The 17,298-nt window shown below is 58.4% G+C and carries 16 protein-coding genes; 6 read left to right on the top strand and 10 right to left on the bottom strand.

Going from position 1 to position 17,298, the window contains the following annotated elements; genetic code table 11:
* Positions 1-4: 4 nt before the first annotated feature.
* The 4 genes from AAA138_RS06275 to AAA138_RS06260 form a co-directional block, all read right to left on the bottom strand.
* Positions 5-421, bottom strand: a complete 417-nt coding sequence (locus AAA138_RS06275) for a hypothetical protein (protein WP_349090033.1) — start codon at positions 419-421, stop codon at positions 5-7.
* Between the two features lie 148 nt (positions 422-569).
* Entirely contained in the window at positions 570-2,093 is a 1,524-nt protein-coding gene (locus tag AAA138_RS06270) for a C69 family dipeptidase (protein WP_349090031.1), read from the bottom strand.
* A 365-nt stretch (positions 2,094-2,458) separates the two neighbouring features.
* A complete protein-coding gene (locus tag AAA138_RS06265) occupies positions 2,459-3,313 on the bottom strand; it encodes a tetrahydrofolate dehydrogenase/cyclohydrolase catalytic domain-containing protein (protein ID WP_349090029.1) in 855 nt (284 codons plus the stop codon).
* Between the two features lie 2 nt (positions 3,314-3,315).
* On the bottom strand, positions 3,316-3,948 hold the full coding sequence (locus AAA138_RS06260; protein WP_349090028.1) for a cyclodeaminase/cyclohydrolase family protein: 633 nt from the start codon (positions 3,946-3,948) through the stop codon (positions 3,316-3,318).
* 432 nt (positions 3,949-4,380) lie between these two features.
* Here AAA138_RS06260 and AAA138_RS06255 point away from each other — a divergent pair, with 432 nt between their 5' ends.
* On the top strand, positions 4,381-5,859 hold the full coding sequence (locus tag AAA138_RS06255) for an InlB B-repeat-containing protein (protein ID WP_349090026.1): 1,479 nt from the start codon (positions 4,381-4,383) through the stop codon (positions 5,857-5,859).
* Between the two features lie 302 nt (positions 5,860-6,161).
* On the opposite strand, the gene AAA138_RS06250 is transcribed toward AAA138_RS06255, so the two are convergent.
* On the bottom strand, positions 6,162-7,001 hold the full coding sequence (locus AAA138_RS06250) for a zinc-ribbon domain-containing protein (protein WP_349090025.1): 840 nt from the start codon (positions 6,999-7,001) through the stop codon (positions 6,162-6,164).
* A 352-nt stretch (positions 7,002-7,353) separates the two neighbouring features.
* On the opposite strand from AAA138_RS06250, the gene AAA138_RS06245 reads away from it, so the two are divergent.
* Positions 7,354-7,965: a hypothetical protein gene (locus AAA138_RS06245; RefSeq protein WP_349090024.1), complete on the top strand. Its 612-nt coding sequence runs from the start codon at positions 7,354-7,356 to the stop codon at positions 7,963-7,965.
* Positions 7,966-8,191: 226 nt separating this feature from the next.
* Complete coding sequence (locus AAA138_RS06240) at positions 8,192-8,785, top strand: hypothetical protein (RefSeq protein ID WP_349090023.1); 594 nt, start codon at positions 8,192-8,194, stop codon at positions 8,783-8,785.
* 94 nt (positions 8,786-8,879) lie between these two features.
* On the opposite strand, the gene AAA138_RS06235 is transcribed toward AAA138_RS06240, so the two are convergent.
* Positions 8,880-9,149, bottom strand: a complete 270-nt coding sequence (locus AAA138_RS06235) for a hypothetical protein (RefSeq protein ID WP_349090021.1) — start codon at positions 9,147-9,149, stop codon at positions 8,880-8,882.
* Between the two features lie 198 nt (positions 9,150-9,347).
* Here AAA138_RS06235 and AAA138_RS06230 point away from each other — a divergent pair, with 198 nt between their 5' ends.
* Positions 9,348-9,800: a helix-turn-helix domain-containing protein gene (locus tag AAA138_RS06230; RefSeq protein WP_349090020.1), complete on the top strand. Its 453-nt coding sequence runs from the start codon at positions 9,348-9,350 to the stop codon at positions 9,798-9,800.
* 267 nt (positions 9,801-10,067) lie between these two features.
* Here the strand turns inward: AAA138_RS06230 and AAA138_RS06225 are convergent, their stop codons facing one another.
* Positions 10,068-10,361 (bottom strand): hypothetical protein, encoded by a 294-nt coding sequence (locus AAA138_RS06225; protein WP_349090019.1) that lies wholly within the window; start codon positions 10,359-10,361, stop codon positions 10,068-10,070.
* Between the two features lie 114 nt (positions 10,362-10,475).
* A complete protein-coding gene (locus AAA138_RS06220; protein ID WP_349090017.1) occupies positions 10,476-11,813 on the bottom strand; it encodes a hypothetical protein in 1,338 nt (445 codons plus the stop codon).
* A gap of 261 nt (positions 11,814-12,074) precedes the next feature.
* Between AAA138_RS06220 and AAA138_RS06215 the strand changes: the two genes are divergently transcribed.
* Positions 12,075-13,256 (top strand): cation diffusion facilitator family transporter, encoded by a 1,182-nt coding sequence (locus AAA138_RS06215; RefSeq protein WP_349090016.1) that lies wholly within the window; start codon positions 12,075-12,077, stop codon positions 13,254-13,256.
* A gap of 110 nt (positions 13,257-13,366) precedes the next feature.
* Here the strand turns inward: AAA138_RS06215 and AAA138_RS06210 are convergent, their stop codons facing one another.
* A complete protein-coding gene (locus AAA138_RS06210) occupies positions 13,367-14,323 on the bottom strand; it encodes a hypothetical protein (RefSeq protein ID WP_349090015.1) in 957 nt (318 codons plus the stop codon).
* A 138-nt stretch (positions 14,324-14,461) separates the two neighbouring features.
* Between AAA138_RS06210 and AAA138_RS06205 the strand changes: the two genes are divergently transcribed.
* Positions 14,462-14,698 carry a hypothetical protein gene (locus AAA138_RS06205; RefSeq protein WP_349090014.1) on the top strand — a complete coding sequence of 79 codons (237 nt, stop codon included), beginning with the start codon at positions 14,462-14,464 and terminating at the stop codon, positions 14,696-14,698.
* A 290-nt stretch (positions 14,699-14,988) separates the two neighbouring features.
* Here the strand turns inward: AAA138_RS06205 and AAA138_RS06200 are convergent, their stop codons facing one another.
* The gene (locus AAA138_RS06200) at positions 14,989-17,001 is read right to left on the bottom strand and encodes a zinc ribbon domain-containing protein (protein WP_349090013.1); all 2,013 of its coding nucleotides are present in this window, start codon (positions 16,999-17,001) and stop codon (positions 14,989-14,991) included.
* Positions 17,002-17,298 lie beyond the last annotated feature (297 nt).

The following is a 17,298-nucleotide window of genomic DNA, read 5'->3' as shown; positions in this document are numbered from 1 at the left end:
GCTGCTACTCGGCCTCTTCGGCGTCCTCTGCGTCGTCGGGCTCAACAGACTCGACGGGCACCGAGGTCACGTTGTCCTCGACCGAATCGACGATGTCGCGCACATGGGCCAGGAAGGCCGTGCGCTCGGGGCCGGTCATAACGCGGACGCGGGCCAGGATGAGCTCGTCGAGCACGCGCTGTGCCGCAGTCTCGCCCTGCATGCCCAGGCGCTCGGTCAGGTCGGAGATGGTGCCGCCGGCCTGCTCGAACATGTCGGATACACTGCGGGCGATATCGGGGGTGCCGGCATCCTTGCGGACCTGCTCACCCTTGGTACCGAGGTCGTCGAGAACCTTCTTGCCGCCCTCGACGGCAACGGCGGCGGCACCGAAGCCCACGTTGATGGCACCGTTAACAAGCTGATCGAGTTTCATAACCATGGTTGACTCCAATCATGAACAATTGCATTGGCCTTCTTGTACCCAAGATTGGGCGAACGACACAAAATCGTTTTACCGCCAAGATAGGAATCGAGCGGGGCAAAGCCTTTGACGGCGTTTGCCCCGCTCGCTCGTTGCAAGTTCGACTCTACCTTACGTTATCGTTCATCGCGAAGGAGTTCTTCATGGCACAGCTCGTGGTGTAGAGCACCTTGCCCAACAGAGTATCGGTCTCCACGCGTACGAGCTCGGCAAAGGCCTCGTTGGCGCGGGCGAGCTCGGCGGGCACCTCGGCCTCGGGCAGCGCGGCTGCGGCAGCGTCAACGTCGTGAATCTGCTTGTGGCCCATGCCGCCGACCTTCTCCTGATAGTCCTCGACCGCGCGACCACACTCATGGAAGCGAACATCGGCCAAGGCACCGATCAGGCGATTTGCCCAATAGAAATTCTCGGACGTCACGCGAGCCTGCGTGTTGGCATAGTACTCGGGCATGGTCTCGACGTTGGCGTACAGCGGCACGAGCGCGTTAAACGAGTTGGAGCCAAACGCCATCCACTGCACGGCGCGATACGCAGGCTGCGCATAGGGACGCAGCTGCAGCACGGCGAGCTGGCTGTTGCGGTTGATGCCGATAGGACGATAGGCGCCGCGCGTGGCGGGCGTGCCCTTGCTGCCGTAGCAGTCGTACTCCGTGCCCTGGTAGTGGCTCGAAAGCACGTACTTGATATCTTCGATGGTCACCTTGCGCTCGGGCACGCGGCTCCAGGGGATGTCGTCGCTCTCGGGCGTGTAGTCGGCCTCGGGACCGTCCCACACATCGCTTGGGTTGAGGCAGCGCTGCATGTACCAGGCGCGCGGCGTGTTGTAGACATGGTCGCTGTCGCTGTGCGAGCCAAAGGCCTCGCGCGGATTAAAGACCGTCGCCGGACCGTCGCCCTCGACGCCCAGCGTCAGGTCCAGATGCCACTCGGCCATCCAGGTGCGCAGGTCGGCAGAGCACATGTGGTCGGCCTGGGCGCCCTCGGCGTCGTCCAGGTCAAAGCTGTCGATGCCCAGCTGGTTAGGCATGGTCACATAGGCGTCATCGGGCACGCGCTTGGCGATCCAGTGGTGGCCGCCGATGGTCTCGAGCCACCAGATCTCGTCAACGTCGCTAAAGGCAATGCCATTGTTCTCATAGGTGCCATAGCGCTCGAGGAGGTCGCCCAGGATACGCACGCCGTCGCGGGCGGACTTGGCATACGGCAGCACCAGGGTCACCATGTCCTCCTCACCCAGACCGCCGGGCTGCGCCGGAACATAGCCTTCCTCGCCCTCGTTGCCCTTGGCGGGCACGTAGTCCACGAGCGGATCGGCGCCGCGGACGCGCTCGTTGGTGGTGAGCGTCTCGGTTGCGGACATGCCAACATTGAGCTCGTTGAAGCCGGCCTCGGCCCAAATGCCATGACCCGGGACAACGTCGGGGACGCTTGTGTAACGCATGGGGTTGTCGGGCAGCTCAATGGACAGGTGGCTCAGGACACTCGTGTAGACGCGCGGCTGCTCGTCGGGATGTACCACGCGCATGCGCTTGGGCTCAAACACCCCGTTGGACGAGTCCTCATTGCGGGCGACAAGCGTCGACCCGTCGTAGCTCGCGTTCTTACCAACCAAAATCGTTGTGCACGGCATGCGCATCCTCCTTGAGCGAAGAAATCAAACGGCAACAGTGTATCGCTTCGGAGCAAAAAGGGCGAAACCGCGACCCCTCGAGCCCCTCGAGATCCCTGTGGTCAAAAAATGCCAAATATGAGTACTGTCACAAATTTAGTAGCAGCAATTTAAGCGAATGCAGGTGTCGATAATCTACATTTGTTCAAAAGCTTGACAAAGTAATTCCTCATAAGTCCAATAAAATAGGCTCTCTATCGATAATAAATACCGATAGAGAGCTAAAATGACCTAAAACATATGTGACTATCTTGGCAACAGTACTTATATTTGGCGTTTTTTGCCCACGTGGTATATGTCTAACCCCCTCAAACAGCCCAAAACGCCTATTTCGATGCGCGCTCCGCCGCCTCAATCACGTGTTTGGCAAGAACCACTGTCGTTACAGCCCCCACGCCGCCCGGCACGGGCGTGATGGCGTTAACGATCGGCTCCGTAGCATCAAAATCGACGTCGCCGACCAGCTTGCCGGCGGCCTCGTCCCAGTTAATGCCCACATCGATGGTTGTCTGGCCCTCGCGAACCGCATCCGCGCCAATCGTGCGCGCACGTCCAACCGCAGCAACAACAATGTCGGCAGAACGGCACTCGGCAGCCAAGTCGCGCGTATGCGTATGACACGTCGTCACTGTGGCATTGCGGGTCGTAAGCATGGCGGCAACGGGACGGCCAATCACCAGCGATCGACCGACGACTGCGACCTTTGCCCCATCCAGTTCCACGCCATAATGGTCCAGCAAAGCCAGCACGGCCTCGGCCGTACAGGGGGCAAAGCCCTCGCCTCGCCCCGAAAGCGTGGTAAGCAGCGAGGCCGGCGTCATGGAATCAACGTCCTTGACGGGATCGAGTGCCGCGGCAACTGCATCCTCGTCAAGCCCAGCGGGCAACGGGCGGAACAGCAGGCAGCCGTGAACAGCAGGGTCGGCATTGATGCCCTCGATGGCCGCCAGCAGCTCATCCTGCGAAACATCGGAGGGAAGCAATACGCGGCGAGCCTCAATGCCAACCTTCTCGCAGCGCTTGAGGGCACCGCGCTCGTAGGATAGGTCGTCCTCGCGCTCGCCCACGCGCACGATAGCAAGCGTCGGAACAACGCCGCGCTCACGCAAAGCCGCGCAGCGAGCAGCGAGCTCCTCGGTCAAAGCACGGGCAACGGGAGCACCCTTCAGCAGTTCTGCCATGGCTATCCCCTCTTCCTTGCGGCGTCAGCAGCGCGGCGCGCCAGCGCATCGGCGCGCGGCAGCCACGTATCCAACAGTTCATCGCACGCCGCCTCGAGCTCTTCGGCGCGTGCCCGGTCTTTCATAGACGTGGTGTTCGCAAAGAGCGTCAAGCTCGCGCCCTGCATGGCGGCGCGGCAGAACACGGCACCGCAGGCCACATCGGACAGCAACTGGCGCGAGCCCTTATCGGCCATGTCCTCGAGCAGCGCCAGCGCGCGCCCGCAGGCATCCATGATCCGATATGGCGGCATGGCGGCCACGTGCAACGCATCCTGAATTGCAGCCGCACGCGTCGGGTCCTCACGCGGAATACCATACGCTGCCGACACCTGCCCGTAGGCGCGAACATCCTCGGCGACCAGACCCACAAGCTCCTGCGCTAACTCATCCGCTTGGGCAAATGCACGCGTCAGATCGCCTGCGCGATCGGCAAGCGTGGGGTTCGTCGCGCCATAGCGAGCAACCATCCCGCACAGCGAGGCACCCAGCGCTCCCACAAACGCGCTGGCGCTGCCGCCGCCGGGAACCGGCTCGCGTGCAGCCAACGCCTCGGCAAAACCGCGACAGGTTTTATCCATCATCTCTTGGCTCATCGAAACACCTCTATCTGGCGTGCCGGCAGTCGAGGCCATAACACGCCAAAATAAAAATGGGGCAACGATGCCAGGAGGCAGTTGTCCCATTCATCGGATTTTTCGAAGCCCAGTCTAACCCATAAGAAAGCGGCTGTCAGGAGCCTCGGCTATCGCCGTTTTCGATTGCCGGCAATAGAAAATTCCACCTAAAGTGGCACCGTCGCGCAGTCGGCAAGCGATCCACCCAAGAGGCGGGAGCGTTGCAACCGCCCAAAATGCTGTCGCTGACGCAATTTTGTTGCAAAAACACTTGCAACATTTTACAAATTCCTGTGTTTTTACTGTGTGGTTATAACTTATCGGCAATCTAATTTTTAACACGCTCGGAAAAAAATTTACAGAATCTAAACTATATATGTTGGCTAAAACCGGAATAAAAGGAGTGTCAGCATGAAGTCGTTAACCAGAACGGCATATCGTGCGATCGCTGCGTTTGTTACCGCTGCGTTTGTCTTGATAGGCCTCGCGTCGCCTGCTTTTGCAGACGGCGCTACCAGCACGATCACCAATGCCCGCACCGGTGCAAGCTACAACGATCTTGCCACCGCCACCGCCGAGGCGGAAAGCGGCGACACCATCAAGCTCGGCGAGGTGAACTACACCCTCTACGGCGTGAGCTCCGTGGGCCACACCAAGGACAAGGACCTCACCTTTGTGGGCCAGGGAAACGATAAAACCGCATGGAACATCGGCGCACTCGTGCCCGATCCCGCCAACTTTGGCACCGAGTACAACGGCGACTATTCCTTCGATGGCGCCGGCACTGTAACGTTCGAGAAGATGACGCTGCGTTCCGGCAACGCAGACTACCTTGGCTTCATCCGCGCCAATAAGACTGTCGTTGACCATTGTGTCATTAACGGCAAGACGTTCTACTGGGGCTACACCTCCGCTGAGTTCAACAGCACTACGTTCAACGCCCCTGATGGAGACTATTCCCTGTGGACCTACAGCTCGCCGGTCATGACGTTTGACACCTGCACCTTTAACGCAACCGGTAAGGTCATCAACGTCTACAGAGAAGCCAGCACGCAGGACATCACCGTTAACGTGAATAATTGCACGTTCAACTCGAATGGCGACAAAGACAAGCAGGCGTTGAATATCAACGACTCTCTTATGGGGGACCACAAGTTCATCCTCAACATTACTGGCAATAATACCGTCACGGCTGCGCGCGACAGGACCACCTGCTCGCAGCTCTTTGGCTTTGGTGGCAAGTCGGGCAACAACACCGGCCGTACCGATGTCAAGATTGACGGCACTCTCGTGTGGTCCAAAAAAGGCGAGACGTTCAAAGGCGAGAAGAAAACCCACAGCTACACCGACGGCGAGCATGACAACGCCTACGATGTCGCCTACACCGAGTGGGCCTCTGACAATGCCGGTACTTGGACTCGCACGGGGACCCCTAAGTGCAAGTACTGCGGCTTCGTCAAGCCTGATTTCGTGGAGAAGGCCTACGATCTCTCCTACGACCTGAACGGCTCCGAGGATGAGCAGGCTGCCGAATTCGCACCCGTTAAGTGCGTCACCGAAGCCGAGGTTACGGCCGAGCAGCCGGTGCGCAAGGGCCACTCCTTCGTGGGCTGGAACACCGCAAAGAATGGCTCCGGCACAAGCTATGCCGCGGATGCTACGGTTGAGCTTTCCGCTCCTGTGACGCTCTACGCCCAGTGGAAGAAGGACGAGCCCGCGCCCAAGCCTTCCGACAACAAGCCTGCCGGCAAGCCTGCAAATAAGACCAAGGCAAACAAGCAGGCTCTGCCCAACACGGGTGACGCCTCCGCCAACATCGTCGCTGCTATGGGCATCATGGCAATCGCCTGCTTTGTCGCCAGCGCTGTCGTGTCTAAGGTTCGCAAGTAATTTCAACTTCGAAACACGCCGCAGCAACTTGTTGCAACGCAAAGGGGTCCGCACCGCAAAAGGTGCGGACCCCTTTTTGCACAAAAAGCTGTGGCGAGGCACCCACGATGACTAACCGGCTGCGTCCGTCGTCAAGATTCGCAGCCCCGGCCACGCTCCGCCCCACCGCACCAAACACGGGGCACATGGCCCACCCTTACGAGTCACTTGCGCGTACAGTAAAGGCGGGTAATCCATAGGCGGTAACAGATCAGGAGCTCTGGCTATCGGCGTTTCCGATTGCCGGTTATAGGCACGGATGCCTAGTCCACCTGGAATGTCGGCAGCAGCGTGTCGATAATCTTCGACCCCATGTCGCTGTTCGCGGTCGAGTATTCCAGAGACGCCGTGGCGACCGTCGAATCCGTGACAATCGTCTTTGTGTACGTAATCATGTCGCCCTCGCGCCACGAAACCACGTACCAGTTGTCGCCCTCCGCGGTATAGAGGTCGGCCTTGCCCGAGGTGTCCTCATCGACAAACATCTCGTGTGCAGTTTCGTCGTTAATGTTGACGTAGCCAGACAGGCTGATCACAAAACCCGTCTCCGGATCCTCGTACCTTGTGCTGCTGCCGCTGGGAGTATCTTCCATCTCAAAACGGTTGGGAATCGACATGCTATAAGGATGCATGTCGTTCGTGTACGTATGCACGTCGGTCAGGTAATCGTCCGAATCGCCCGAGCCGTAGTATGCCGGTTCGTCCTCGGGAACGGCCTCGTCATCCGACGACGAAGACTCCTTGGCCTTGGACTTGTCATCCTTCTTCTTAGCAGAAGAATCTTTCTCGTCCGAAGACCCAGTATCGATCACCGAAATCTGCGTGTCAGAGCTCTTGGACCCGTTAAGCATCGTGAGCGCAAACACCGTGCCGCCACCGATGAGAACCACAACAGCACATGCCACAGCGATAATGACCGGCGCCTTGCTCTTGGGCTTTTGAGGCGCAGGCGCGACCGGCGGCATCGACTGGGTCAGGCCCGGGGCAGAGGAAGGACCAGCGCCCGTAGGCGTCGGCGCGGAGCCACCCGCAAGCGACGCCCCGCAATGCGTGCAAAACGTCGATCCATCGGGAACTTGCTGTCCGCATTTTTGACAGAACATCGTTCGACCTTTCGTGGTTTAGCTTTTGTCACAGCCAAGTCTATACGCCCCCACCCAGGGCGCTGTTGCGCAACATGAAAAAGCCGATGCCGAGCCGTGCCGTCCCATGCGCCTGCCCCAAACATGGGACACATGGCCCACCTTTCGAGACTCCCGGGCAGCACAAGCTGGGGCATATCTATAAGTAAGGAACCCGTTGGGGCACGGCCGCGCAACGGCCGAAAACTAAGAACGGAGGTATCGCCGCACCACACACAACGACATCCGTCACGCTTGCGAATAGCAACATACACCAACGGCTCCAACAACCCGCGGCGCCGTGATGTCATCGGCAGACAAGGAGGACGCCACCATGAAGAAAAAGACCCTATCGATCCTTTCCCTTTGCATCGCCCTCTTTGCCGCATTTGCCCTTGTCGGCTGCGGCGGAAGTGCGTCAAGCGGAGGCGGGGGCAGCAGCGCATCCAAGAGCGAGGGCAAGGAAAAGGCTCCCGTCGCCAAGAAGACCGACTTTATCTGGTTTAAGGTCGAGATGCCCGAGGGCGTTGGCGTAAGCGACTCCGCCGGCAAGAATGCCGACAGGGTCCAGCTCACCTTCCCCGAAGACGAGAATAGTTCGGCCGATCGCTTTATCCCCGTTTGGAAAAAAGCGCTGACGGCAGAGGAATCCCACGCCGACCAGGCAGAAAAGAAAGGTGATACGTTCCAGTGGAAGGATGGCGGGTCCGTCGAGTATAACGGCAGGACGTGGCTCGTCGGAACGTACGAGGACAACAGCGGCGTCTCAACCCTCCTCTTTACCGACGTTGAGCCGGGAAGCGTCTACGTCCTCATCTCGAACTTCGATCTGCATAAGAAAGAAGCCGAGGCGCTCCTCAACTCCATCGAGTTTCCCGATGACATGGCGAAGGCAGTTGCCGAGGCACGCGAAGTCGAGATTTCGAGCATCGAGATCAAGCATTAGGGGCTCGCACGCAGCATCGCATGCGCAGTCATTAAATGATCGGACGCCCAGCCAGGGGAGGATCGGATCGGCCGGCCCTCCCCTCTTTTACGCCCGGGCATATTGCCACTTGTCGGCGCAAATCCGGCCCCCAGAATGGGACACATGGCCCACCCGAACGAGCCGCTCGCGCGTACAGTAAAGGCAGGTAATCCATGGGCGGTTACAGATCGAGGAGGACACGACCATGAAAAAGAAGGCCTTTGCGATTCTCACCCTCTGCATCAGTCTCTTTGCCGCGGTTGCCCTGGTGGGTTGTGGCGGAAGCGGTGGCGCTACCGGCAGTGGCGGTGGCGGCGGAGCAGAAAAGCCAGCCGTGGATATGAGGACCGACTTCATTTGGTTTAAGGTCGAGGTCCCCGAGGGCGTCGAGATCACCGACGTCGCAGGCGACACCGCCGACAGGGCCCAGTTTAAGTTCACCGAGAGCGAGCACGCCAGCGATCGCTTCATCCCTGTCTTCGACTCCGACAAGAACGCCGACGAGCTGTTCGACTACGAGGCCAAATGGAAGGCCAACTTTGAGTGGACCGAGAATGACCCCGTCAAGTACAACGGCAAGACTTGGCGCAACGCTTCCTATACACACTCGGGCGGCGTGACGACTGAGTACTTCACCGAAGCAGGCGGCGGCAGCGTTTACGTGAGCATCGACAACGTCGAGGAGCACAAGGACGCCGTCGAGACCATGATGAAGTCCCTGGAATTTGCCGATGACATCGCCGAGGCCAAGACCGAGGCCATGGACGTCAAGCTCGACGATATCGAGATCAAGCGCTAAAGCTCCAACGGCATGCAGCAGCGCCGTTTTAGCTCAGCCGGGATGCAAGGTGCGACTCCTTGCATCCCGGTTTTTTGTGTTCGAAAGTGCCCGGTCACATCACCATGTTCAGCACGTTCACAAATTCCTGAGCCTGGGAGTGACTGCTCAGCCTGTAGGAACAGGCGGTCAGCAACCTATTACGGAGGAGCACGCGCTTACCCTTGACCCTGTTGACACCCGTAATATCCTTGAGGTAGACGATCTTGGTATGGGTACCGAAGAAGTCGTTCTTCACGACCGCCTCGATGCGATTGGGATAGATGCTTATTCCCTTGAAAACGCCGGCGCCCTTATCGTGAAACAGCAACGTGTTGTTATCCACGCGCGCCACCCCCATGGAGTTCGATAAAACCATCTCTATGACCACATTTTGGCCACCGCAAACCCTTTTCGCGGTCGTGCGCAGAGCACCAAAATCGTGTCCGCACGAGGCTTTAAACTAAAGACAATAAAGATGTTCGATGCGCTTGGTGGGCTCTTAGGATGTTCCTCAAATCGCCGGCATCGGAGGAGGTCTTACATGGTTTACGTATGGGAATTCGAGTTCTTTGATTCGGACGGCGTTGTCGACGCTGTGCCATGTGGCTCGCTGGGCGGAGGAGGAACGTTTGGCTCCGACCTAAACGACGCTGTCGAAAGCGCCGCTGATTTTCTCGCATGCATGGTCGATGACCACCTAATGGGCGGCGTCGACCTGCCTGCGCCGGACTTTGGCCACGAGCCGCAGCACGGTGGCAAGATTATCGCCGTGGCCGTCAGTCGCGAACTCGGCGACATCCCCGCCGTCACCGCAGCGGATGCCGCGCGTATGCTCGGTGTTAGCTCAGCACGGGTATCGCAACTGATAAATGCAGGAATGTTGGATTCATGGAAGGACGGCACCAAGCGCATGGTGTCAAAAGCTTCCATCGAGGCACGACTCGCCGACGCACCAAAGGCAGGGCGCCCAAAAGAGGTCCCTATTGCCGTATAAGGCGAGGCTACTGCGCACTTTTATTCCACACGATGTTTTCAGCCTGGTATAAACAAGTTCAATAACAGAAAGCAAATCCAACCATCGTGTCTAATTACGAAAGGATTTTCGCCTTTTCTGCAGCAAACTCTTCCTCGGTAAGTACTCCACTATCACGCAGCGCTGCAAGTCTCTCGGGCCTTGCAACTACATCACCACTATCCACCAGCGTCTCAATAGTCTGTGAAACCTGCGGATACTGCTCGAGCTCCTTCGATAGGGCATCGACTATCTCGGCAATATTCTTTGCATTTTTGCCCCGTTTAATACGTTTGTCCTGACCTTAGATGACGAGTTGACAGTAACGCCAGATCCGCCTTCAACTGGAACAACCGAAATACTGATATTTTCACCCCAGGACCAAAGGCTCATACCAATCTCGGCTGCAACTGTTCTTGTTGCGGGCGATGCGCTATCAACTTTTACTTTAGGCAGCTTTTCCATAACTGCCTTCAAGGCATTAAACGTGTCGTCAGGAGAATACGGTACCTGAATCTGAAGCTGCTGATCCGCAAAACCCATAATCCGGCCTCCGCTTCTACAAGATTAAGGCTATCGGCAATGGTAGCACGTTCCCAGCACTTTTAAATTCATCTAATGACCTTGTGATGCAGCCCGACACCCCAGCACTACTCCCTATTTCCCAAATAGCGCACCCAGCAGACCGCGGCGCTTGGACTTTTCCTCTCGGTAGGAACCCTCGGCAGCTGCCGCCGCCTGCCGCGGTTGCTCACCGCCTCCTCGGCGCACGATCTGGTATAGGAACGACGATTTAACGTATTTGACCTCGATGGGCGTGGCGTGCACGGTGCTTTCGCTCGACAGCATCACGTTGGGATTGAGCGGTGCCACCACATGCGTCTCGCGCTTGTCGCTAAACACCACCGCTGCCGCGCGACCCGTCTGGCCATTTACAGCAATGCGCACCTGCTCGCCATCGCGGCTGTCCGTCGCCGGACGATCGACAAAGTAGACCGGCACCATCACCAGGCCGTCCTTATGCTTGCGGGCCTTGCGCGCCCACGTGCGGATGCTCTTTTTATTGAGCCCCAGCACCGCCTCGGCATCGTTGCCGGCAACATCGAGCGCCAGCTTATCAATGACCACCTGGTCCTTGGTAGACGCATCGACGGAAACGACGCGGAAGTCGCCCTCCTGCATAGCGGGATCGAACGGCCCAACCTTGCCAAAGTCCCACGGCCCCAAAATGCCCATAAGGCGAACATCCAGGTAGTTGGCCCTGGGATATGCCCAGTCGAGCACCTCGTAATACACCAGGGTCTCCTTGCTCAGGCCCTTGCCCGGGAAGGACGCCATCATGCGCAGGTCCGCCAGCGCCATGGGGAAATAGAAGAGCATCATGTCATTTTGGATCGCGTCTTCTACGTCGTGCCCGGCAAAGGCGTCGGGGTACTGGCGCACCAGCTGCAGCGCGTTGGCACGTGCCTGCTGAGGCGAGATTTCGCAGGGGACGCCCTGTTCGGGAACGTATTCGGCACCCACGCCCATGGTCAGGCGTTTGCTAAACGTACCGGGCTTGAGCAGGTCGGCAACGCCGATCTTATTGCCGCATGACGGGCACTCAAACACGCGCTGAGTCGATGACCCCTCAAAGGATGCACCGCAGAAGGGGCACGGGATGCTCACGTGCGTGGCATCTTGGAACTCTTGCGCCGTTCCGCGATCTTCCCACAGCAGATGCTCCAGGACCGACTGATTGCGCCAGTACGAATTGAAGAAATACCAGTCCGGGTCCTCCGGGCGCTCGAGCTGCGAAACGTGTGTGAGCTTGAGCAGCCCATCAACCACCGTCAGCGGCGTATGACGGATACCCAGGGCGCTCTTGGGCTCTCCGGCGTCCGCTTGCCACGGAATAACCGTTTCGCAATAAGCGCACTCAAAGCTGCGCTTTGCCTGGTGCGAATACATGGGGCCGCCGCAGTTTTGGCATTTAATGGCAAACATCTCGTCCATGGAAACGTCCTCCTTTGCACAGGGCTGTCGACATTAAGTATGTCGAGCAAATCGGCACGTGCCCATACCCATGTGGCCCAAAATGGAGCACTCGGTCGGACGGGAAGACGCGGTGAGCTCGAACGGGCGTGAGCAGTCGTCCCCCCTCCGCCTCGCGCCCGTTAGCGCCGGCAGACCATTGCTGCATTTTCTGAGCATCGGTACACGTTGCGTCTGTGCGAGCTACACTATCCCCTTAATAAGAATGCGAGGAGATACGCCATGCTATTTGTAAATCGGCTGGTACATATGCTTGTTCCCGGCAGCGAAAGCGAGCCGGTCGATAGCTCCTGCCGCACCAATGCGGGTTTTGCCGCAAGCCTCATCTGCATCGGGCTCAACATCACGCTGTGCCTGGCCAAGGGCATAGCTGGTCTGCTCGCGGGCTCCGTCTCGCTTATCGCCGATGCCTTCAACAACCTTTCCGACGCCTCGAGCAACATCGTGAGCCTGCTCGGATTCCGCCTTGCCAGCCGCCCGGCCGACGAGGGGCACCCCTACGGCCACGGCCGCTACGAGTACCTAGCGGGGCTGTTTGTCGCCGTTCTCGTTTGCGCCGTCGGCATCAACCTGATCCTGGAGTCGGTCACCAAGATCATCAAGCCCTCCCCCACCGCGTATTCGGCGCTCTCCATGGCAGCCCTTATCCTGTCCATGCTCGTCAAGTTTTGGATGGCTGCGTTCAATCGCACGCTGGGCAACCGCATCGATTCCGAGACGCTTATCGCCACGGCGCAGGATTCCAAAAACGACGTCATTACCTCGGCCTCGGTCCTAGCCGCAGCGCTTATTTCGCAGACGACCGGCTTTGACCTCGATGGCTGGGCGGGCCTGGGCGTGGGCATCTTCATCTGCATCAGCGGCATGGGCCTGGTGCGCGACGCCATCAGCCCGCTGTTGGGGCAAGCGCCCGACCCCAAGCTCGTCCAGGCAATCCGCGACAAGATCATGTCGTATCCGCAGGTCCTAGGCACGCACGACCTGATGGTGCACGACTACGGCCCCGGTCGGCAATTTGCTAGCGCACACGTGGAAATGCCCGGCGAGGGCGATGCGTTTGAGCACCATGAGATTCTGGACACCATCGAGCACGATATCAAGCATCAGATGGGCATCGGTATCACGCTGCACTGCGACCCCATCGCCACCACCGGCGACGACCTGCGTGGCTGGGTCAAGCGCGGCATAGCGCAAATCGATCCCGCGCTCTCCATCCACGACCTGCACGAGCACGACGGGTTCGTTTCGTTTGACCTGGTGCGTCCCGACGGCTTTGACATATCCGACGAGGAGCTGCTGGAGCTCGTCACGCGCATCGTGCACGAACGTCGGCCCGACGCCTCGTGCGTCGTCACATTTGACTCGGGCTTCAGCTCGCCCGAGCGTCCAGCCGAGCAGCTGTAATCGACAACAAAACGGGACGCAGGACCGCCGACCAACGCGCCTATGCGCCCGGTCACGCGATCCTGCGCCCCGTTTTTGTTTGCACCGCTAAGGCTCTAGCCGCTCGATCGCTAGTTCCCCTGCGCGCCCGAAATGCCATTTTGCAGGGCGTCCCAGGCGTTCGTTGCCATATCGCCCAGGTTCTGTGCGGTATCGCCGAGATTCTGAGCCGTGTCACCCAGCTCTTGGGCCTTGTCCCCAAGCTCCTGCGCCTTGTTGCTCAGATCCTCCAGCGTGTTGGAGCTCGAGCTGTCCGCGCCGCCCTGGTCGCCGGACGCATTGCCCGACGAGCTGTCCTTGCGCGTGAGCTGAATCTCGAGGTTGCCGTTGTCGTTATAGTAGGCAGACGTCACGACCCAGTTGGCATCGACAACGGGCGTCGAGCCGTCGTCGGTCAGAATCACGGCATTCGAAAGATCGGCCCCGCGCGACTTGAGGAGCTTCTTGGCGTTGGACCAGTACTGACCCGGGATATCGCTCAGGTCGACGGTGCCGGACTGGGTAGTCTCGGTCTGCTCGGCCGTGGTATCAGTCGTGGAGCCCCGCTTGTTGAGCATGCCCGACACGATGGCAAACACAACTGACAAGGCAAAGAAGATCGCCAGCACGATGAGGATCTTCTTGATCACGCTCGACGAACGCGAAGGCTTCTTCTCCTCGTCCTCGCCATACTGGGGGATGGACTTGGGATACTCACGATACGGCTCGCGCGCATATCGGTCGCGCGACTCGTAGCGCGGTTGTGCCGTGCGCGGCATATATGTCGTCTGCTGAGGTTGCGGAATGGGATTTTGCAGCAGGTCATCATAGGGGTCTGCCGCCGCGTTGCCGTAGGGGCTCTGCGACGAGGCGCCATACGGGTCCTGCGCTGCGTTTCCGTAATTCACAACGCGCGTGGGATCGGCCGACGCCTGCGTCGTATCGGGGGCAGCGTAGCCGGGATTCGGCACGACGCGGGTCTCATCGGCGCCATTGCCCGTCCGCGGGGAGCCGTAGCCACCCATTACGGTCGTCTTATCCTGGTCCATGCAACGATTCCTTTCCGTCGCCCGTAAGCATCAAGTTATCCATGCATTCTACCCGCGCAAAAGCCTATGATGGGCAAAGCCCGCCGGTATCTACAAGACAAGCGCGGCTGACGGTTACAAGCGAATCGAGGATACGTCATGGCAAAAAGCAAGCTCATCAAGGACACGACGCGTGCCGAACGTGAGAAAATCATCAAGCTAGCGCTCGCTGGCTGCGGCAACGGCAGTTGCGACAACTGCGGCAGCTGCAGCTTGGGAGCCGGCGACCCGTACGGCACCTACCAGCCCTACATTGACGGCGAGATGGAAATCGCCGATATCAACATGATGGTCGCCGAGCGCAACGCCAAACTCTTCGGCCTCCAGCGCGGCTAATGATCCCTTCTTGGGCCGTGCACCAAAAAATGCGCCCATCTACTACGTTTAACCCAAGGGTGCCAACCATAGCCATATTTGTGTTAACAAAACCGCAGGTAAACGTCTTGTCGCATTGTTAAAAAACGCTCCATGGTCGGTCCAACCCTGGCAAACGTAGTAGATGGGCGCTTTTCGTGGCGCGACTGGCCCAGATAGCTTATTTCGGAGCCAATTTGCATTAAAATGTCCCCGGCGGCGCTACATTGGCGTTGCCGGGGACTGTTCAGTTCACTTTCTGCAGCCTCGTCTTACTCGTTAAGAGTGTACGTATAGCGAGGATACTCGGGGGTCACGTCCTGGCCGCTGGAATAGCTCGAGTCAAAAGCATGTGCCACCAGATCGTGTGTACCCCATGCGTCGCAGTCAAATACACCGGTATCGAGCACCACAACATAGCCTTTGCCGTCGTAGTAGAAATGGTCCTCGGTAAAGTTGTCATCATCTTCGTAGCTATTGGCGTATGAAGAATACATATTAGTTTTCGCAGCCTTAATCGCCTGTTTAGCCTCACTCTTGAGGGTGTCAAACGAGAGCCCGTGCTGTGCGAGCGAGTCCTCGAGCGAAACCTGCTCGCCTGTCTTGAGGTTATAGCATGCCGACCTTGTCGCCTGCTCCGAGCGATACGGAGGCTGATAGCTATCGGTGTAGGTACGCACACAGGCGATATCCCCGTCAATCGAGACTATCTCAGCGTAATACACCGTGGTCACACGATGGCTCTCATCATATGGCGTCGCCTGCTTGCTCGCGTCAAGCGCATCAGCGACGAGCTGAATCATATCTTTGTTGAACTTGGCGACACCCACACCCTGGCCTTTTACCTGAGGATAGGTCCACGTAGCCGAAATCTGGCACGTAACGTCGGGATCAGGCGCACCCTCGCCCACCGGCGCCGTAAAGCTGACATCCTGCGTGGCAGAGATGGCCTCGTAGCTCGCCTGCGCATCGTCAGAGTCCTTCGACTTCAGCTGTTCCAGCGTCGTGGCCACCGTGCCAATGGTGCTGTTAACCGAGCTCTCGTCGGCATACAAGAAACCAAAACCGCCCAAAGAGGCAGAACCGACTTCATTCGGGGCAACAAGGTCGGTCATGGCTTTGAATGACTTGCCGTCGTAGCCAATGAATTTAACTTGGTATTCGTGAGCAGAAGGACCACTTTCGCCAGAGAGATCGCTTTGCTTAATTGCTGTCCCATGGTCATACCACTGCGAAAAACCAATCTTGCCCTCGTATTCATCAAGCCAGACAGACACACACGCCTCCTGATGAGATACGTTTACCTCTGGCGTGTAGACCTTCTCAATCTCGCCATTCTTATACGCCCAGACCTCAAGATGCGCAGCGGCTGCGTTATCCCCACGGTCCACTGGCTCATCCGAATACTCAATCAGCAGTTCATCTTGACCATCGCCATCAAAGTCAATGAGCTTGGCGTAAGCAACACCCTGGGCTCCATACGCATATTCATCGAACCCGACAGCCTCACCCTCGCCGTACTTTTTCTGGTACTCGAGAATCCTGTCGGTGAACAGCTCGTTTGCCGTCTTGACCGCTGCCTTGGCAGAGGCTTTGGCCTCCTTCTTGGACTGCGTGAGCTCAACGCTCTTAGGGGCGTCCGAACCTTCCTTGGTATAGTCGACCTTCATGGTGGTCGTACTCTTCTTTTTGCCCTTGCCCGAGGTGATGGTCATCTGGTACTTCTGGTCGGGCAGCTCGCCAAAGTCCTCCATAGCAAAGCCGTCCTCGCCATCGACCTTAATGGTGTAGCTCTTGCCCTTGCCGGACACCGGCGCCAGCTCAACGGTATAGCTCTTAAGCTTTTTGCCCTTGCTGTTCTTGGGCAGCACTTTAGTCTCGCACGCGCAGACAACGTAGCCCTTGCCGCCCGAAGTCACCTCGGACGACGCGCCAATACGCGGCACGATCACGATAGCGGCGACAATGGCGACAACGGCAACACCGCCGATAACGGCAGCGACGATACGGCCCTTGTGCTTGGGTTTCTTGGGCTGAGGCGTCGGAACAAACGACTGAGAGGCCTCGGCAGGCTCGGTCATAGGCTCCTCATAACGAGGCTGCGCCGCCATATGAACCGGGGCACCCTGAGGAGTTTGCTGTCCCACAGGAGCGGACGCCGGCGCGTCCCCCACTGGAAACGCCACGGGCTCCGCCTGGTCCTCAACTCCACCCACGCGAGCGCCGCAGCTTGTGCAAAACGTGGAGCCATCGGGTATCTGAGCTCCGCACTTGGTGCAATACATCGCATCTCCCGTCTCTCGTCGCAGCCGCAATGCGCCCGCGCAGTTCTTCCAACTACACCGTACGGGAGAAATCGTGATTCTTGTTGCGCAACATTGCCGCCACGTCCAAAACTATGCCGGTTTACTACGATAAATCGCCTGAACCCGAGCACGCTACTTTACAGAAAAACAAAACCGACGCTCCTATAAGTTGTCAATAGGCAGTTTGCGGGAGCGCTCCCTTCAATTCGCACAGGAGCTCGTAATACCTCCTCTCCAGTTTCGTCGACCGCCGTCTCCCATGTTCCAGGTGACCGA

It is taken from the genome of Collinsella sp. CLA-JM-H32B (genome assembly GCF_040098065.1).
In the GTDB taxonomy this organism is placed as follows: Bacteria; Actinomycetota; Coriobacteriia; order Coriobacteriales; family Coriobacteriaceae; genus Collinsella.
The sequence above is the reverse complement of the archived record's forward strand: the minus strand, read 5'-3'. Positions and strand labels throughout refer to the sequence as shown.